Here is a 3689-nt window from a genome sequence, read left to right on the forward strand (position 1 = left end):
CGGTTCCTCCCCGTGCTGCACTCGCTCGTCCCCCTGACCGTCGGCATGAGCGAGTACCCGTACCGCAGGTTCCTGGCGTGGACGGCTCCCGCCTGCGCGCTCTGGGCAACCGCATACGTGAGCGTCACATCGCTCGCGGCCGGCAGCTTCCGCGAGCTCGTCGATCGCGTGCACTTCGCGGGCTACATCTTCGTCGGCGTCATCGCACTGTTCCTGCTCCTGGCGTTCCTCGGAAAGAAGCTGCTGCAGCGCCTCGAGGCCCGTCACCTGGAGGGGCCCGAAGCGGAGGCCGACGCCGACGTGAAAGACTGAGTCAATGGCATCGGCTCCCCCAGCCCCCCGGATCCACTGGTTCGCCCGACTCGAACACCGCCTCCACGTCTGGCGTGAAGGTCGTGCGCGCCGTCGTGGTCGTGTCGCGACGATCCTGCCCTTCCCCGGCTACGGCGGCCCCGGGTGGGTGCGCGTGGTCGGACGTGTGCTGATCGTGCCCCCGCAGCGCCGCACACGTCACGGCGAGCCGGCGAGTGTACGCGGGTGGCGCAGCTTCGTCGGCATCCCCGTGGGCTTCGCATCCGTCAGCGTGCATTTCGGTGACACCACCCATCAGGTGGCGGCCGACCGCGGTGGCGTGGTGGATGCCATGATCCGCGTCGACCTCGAACCCGGCTGGCAGACCTTCACCTTCTCCGTCGAGGGGCAAGCCCCCGTGGAGGCGAGAGCGTTCATCGTCGCCGAGGAGACCACGTTCGGTGTGGTCTCCGATGTCGACGACACCGTGATGGTGACGGCGCTGCCTCGTCCGTTCATCGCGTTCTGGAACTCCTTCGTACTCGACGAGCACGCCCGACTCCCCGTACCCGGGATGGCCGTGCTCCTCGACCAGTTGCTGCGACAGCACCCCGGCGCCCCCATGGTGTATCTCTCCACCGGCGCCTGGAACGTCGCCCCCACGCTGTGGCGCTTCCTCGGTCGCCATCTCTTCCCCGCCGGCTCCATGCTCCTGACCGACTGGGGACCGACGCATGAACGCTGGTTCCGCAGCGGCCGCGAACACAAGCTGACCAACCTGCGGAGACTGGCGACCGAGTTCCCGCACGTGAAGTGGCTCCTGATCGGCGACGACGGGCAGCACGACGAGGCCATCTACAGTCAGTTCATGGACGAGTACCCCGATTCCGTCGCCGGTGTCGCCATCCGTCGCCTGCTTCCTGCCGAGGCCGTGCTCGCCGGTGGGCGCGCCGGACACGAGCCGCACTCCGAGGACACCGCCCCCTGGGTCAGTGCCGAGGACGGCGCGGGCCTTCGCGACCTGCTGGGCGAAGCCGGCATCCTGCACTGACATGCCCATCGCCCGCCAGGAGTGGCTCCTCCGCGAAGAGAAGCACCGTGAACGTGCCGACGAGCTCACCGCCGCGCACCGTGACAGGGCGACCAGGGCCGAGAAGCACCCGGTGTGGGACTTCCTCTTCACCTACTACTCGTACAAACCGGCTCAGCTGCGTCGCTGGCACCCCGGTGCCGGTGTCGAGCTCGCGGAGGCCGTCGAGCGAGTCGAGTGGCGGTGGTACACGACAGGCAGCAGCGCGGACAGCGCAGTTCCCGATGCGGCGGCTTTCGGCACGGAGAAGGCAGAGCTGGCATCGCTCATCGAGAGGATGCTCCGCCGCACGGCGTCGCGTCCCGGACAGTTCGGATGCTTCGGACTGCACGAGTGGGCCATGGTGTACCGCGCGGACGAGACCCGTCACTCGGTTCCGTTGCGCCTCGGGCGGGATGGAACCGACGCTGTGGTCGAGAACCACGACCTTCGCTGCACCCACTTCGACGCCTTCCGCTTCTTCACTCCCGAGGCCGTGCCCCGCAACCGCACCTCGTTGAGCAGGGACGAGCAGCCGCTGTTCGAGCAACCGGGCTGCCTGCACGCCGGCATGGATCTGTACAAGTGGGCCACCAAGCTGGGACCCCTCATCCCGGGTGAGCTGCTCCTCGATTCGTTCGAGCTGGCCCGAGACATCCGCCTCCTCGACATGGAGGCCGCGCCCTACGACCTCTCGCCCTGGGGCATCGTGCCCGTGCCCATCGAGACACCGGAGGGCAAGGCCGAGTACGTCCGCCGGCAGCGAGGATTCGCAGACCGTGGTGCGGCACTCCGGTCGGCCCTGCTGGATGCCTGGCTCGGCGAGGGAGCCCGCGAGGCGGCCTGAGCGTCAGCCGACGGGCTCGCAGTCGTCGCAGGTCGCCCATCGAGCCGTCGCGGCAGCCATCTGCATGCGCAGCGCCACCACCCGCGTCGCTGCTTCTTCGAGCCTCTCGGCCGGAAGCGCGCCCGCATCGACCGCCGCCCCGATGCCTGCCGCCATCGCCCCGGCAGTCTGCGCGTCGGAACCTGCGATCATCAGCACCAGGTCGTTCCCTGCGGCGATCGCCGCCACCCCGTTCGCGACCGGATCGGCATAGGCGGGGTCTCCCGACGACAGCAGCATCCCCAGGTCATCTGTCACCGCCACCCCCGTGAAGCCGAGCTCTTCTCTGGCGATGTCGTGCCAGACCGGCGAGAGCGACGCGGGAAGCGGGTCGATCTCGGTGTAGGCGAGGTGACCGTACATAAGCAGGGAGGCCCCGGCGTCGATGCCCGCCTCGAAAGGCACGGCTTCCGTGGCACGCCATTCCTCCCGACCCATCGTGGAACTCGGGATCGCCCGGTGCGAGTCGCCGGGCGCGGCGCCGTGGCCGGGGAAGTGCTTCAGCGTCGAGGCGACGAACTGCTCCTGTGCGGTGGTCGCCGCCGCGACGCGCTCGGCGGCGGACGCGGAGTCGATTCCGAGTGCCCGGCCGTGGATGAACGAAGCGGGATCGGACGTGTAGTCCGCCACCGTGCCGAAGTTCACCGTGATCCCGGCGCGTGCCACCAGGGCGCCCCGTGCGGAGAACGCCGCCGACGTCTCCGCGACCGGGAGCCCCTTCAGCGAGGTCGAAGCGGGGAAGCCGTCGCCGTGCAGTCGAGACACGAAGCCGCCTTCCTGGTCCACGGCGATGAGCGGCGGAAGGGCGGGATCGACGGTGAGCGCGGCCGTGAGAGCCTGCAGCTCCGCTTCCGTCGCGGGGATGTTGGCGCCCATGAGGATGAATCCACCCAGCCCCGATGCCATGTAGGCATGCAGGGCCGCCGGATCGGTTCCCGCGACGTGTCCCATGACCACCGTCGATGCCTGCTCCGCGACCGACATCTCCGCCACCCGCTCTTCAGCGCGTTCCACGAACTCCTCGGAGGAGACGCCAGACGAAGTCTCGGCCGCCGCCGCGCGTATTGGCGTGTCCGTGAAGGTGGAGGAGGCTGTGGCCGGCGTCGCTGCGCACAGCCCCGCCATCGCGGCGAGCGCCAGGGCACCCGCCCCGTACCTGCGGACCCGAGACGTCATGCTCGTCGCGGTGATGCAGAGGCGTCAGCAGGACAGCGCATCGGCGATGGGGTCTGCCGAGTCGGCGTCGCCGTTGCCGAAGCGGATCGTCCGGCCGACCGTACACGGTTCCTGCAGGGATGCCGCGATCACAGCTGCGACGTCGGCACGGGAAACGGCTCCCCGCCCCTCGGGATCGATCTGGATGCGTCCGGTCGGATCGTCGAACGTGAGAGTCCCCGGAGCGAGGATCGTGCCTTCGAGGCCGGTACCGCGCAGGTGCTCGTC

General features: G+C 69.4%; 5 protein-coding genes. 3 read left to right on the forward strand and 2 right to left on the reverse strand.

What is annotated here, in order from left to right:
• The 3 genes from AX744_RS20520 to AX744_RS03780 all read left to right on the forward strand — a co-directional run.
• Positions 1-312 (forward strand): DedA family protein (locus AX744_RS20520; protein ID WP_442922828.1); only part of this gene is annotated, 312 nt, incomplete at its 5' end.
• 4 nt (positions 313-316) lie between these two features.
• The gene (locus AX744_RS03775) at positions 317-1342 is read left to right on the forward strand and encodes an App1 family protein (protein WP_061015441.1); all 1026 of its coding nucleotides are present in this window, start codon (positions 317-319) and stop codon (positions 1340-1342) included.
• 1 nt (position 1343) lies between these two features.
• A complete protein-coding gene (locus tag AX744_RS03780) occupies positions 1344-2207 on the forward strand; it encodes a hypothetical protein (protein WP_061015442.1) in 864 nt (287 codons plus the stop codon).
• A gap of 3 nt (positions 2208-2210) precedes the next feature.
• On the opposite strand, the gene AX744_RS03785 is transcribed toward AX744_RS03780, so the two are convergent.
• Positions 2211-3422, reverse strand: a complete 1212-nt coding sequence (locus AX744_RS03785; protein ID WP_061015443.1) for a glycoside hydrolase family 3 N-terminal domain-containing protein — start codon at positions 3420-3422, stop codon at positions 2211-2213.
• 24 nt (positions 3423-3446) lie between these two features.
• Positions 3447-3689, reverse strand: a 243-nt coding sequence (locus AX744_RS03790) for an NAD(P)H-binding protein (RefSeq protein WP_157543513.1), incomplete at its 5' end; no start/stop codon positions are given.

The sequence above is a fragment of the Microbacterium sp. CCH5-D1 genome, from assembly GCF_001557335.1.
GTDB lineage: Bacteria > Actinomycetota > Actinomycetes > Actinomycetales > Microbacteriaceae > Microbacterium > Microbacterium oxydans.

Excerpts from the sequence above, each read along its gene's own strand:
- AX744_RS03775 (WP_061015441.1), top strand. The coding sequence starts at position 317 with ATGGCATCGGCTCCCCCAGCCCCCCGGATCCACTGGTTCGCCCGACTC.
- AX744_RS03780 (WP_061015442.1), top strand. The coding sequence starts at position 1,344 with ATGCCCATCGCCCGCCAGGAGTGGCTCCTCCGCGAAGAGAAGCACCGT.
- AX744_RS03785 (WP_061015443.1), bottom strand. The coding sequence starts at position 3,422 with ATGACGTCTCGGGTCCGCAGGTACGGGGCGGGTGCCCTGGCGCTCGCC.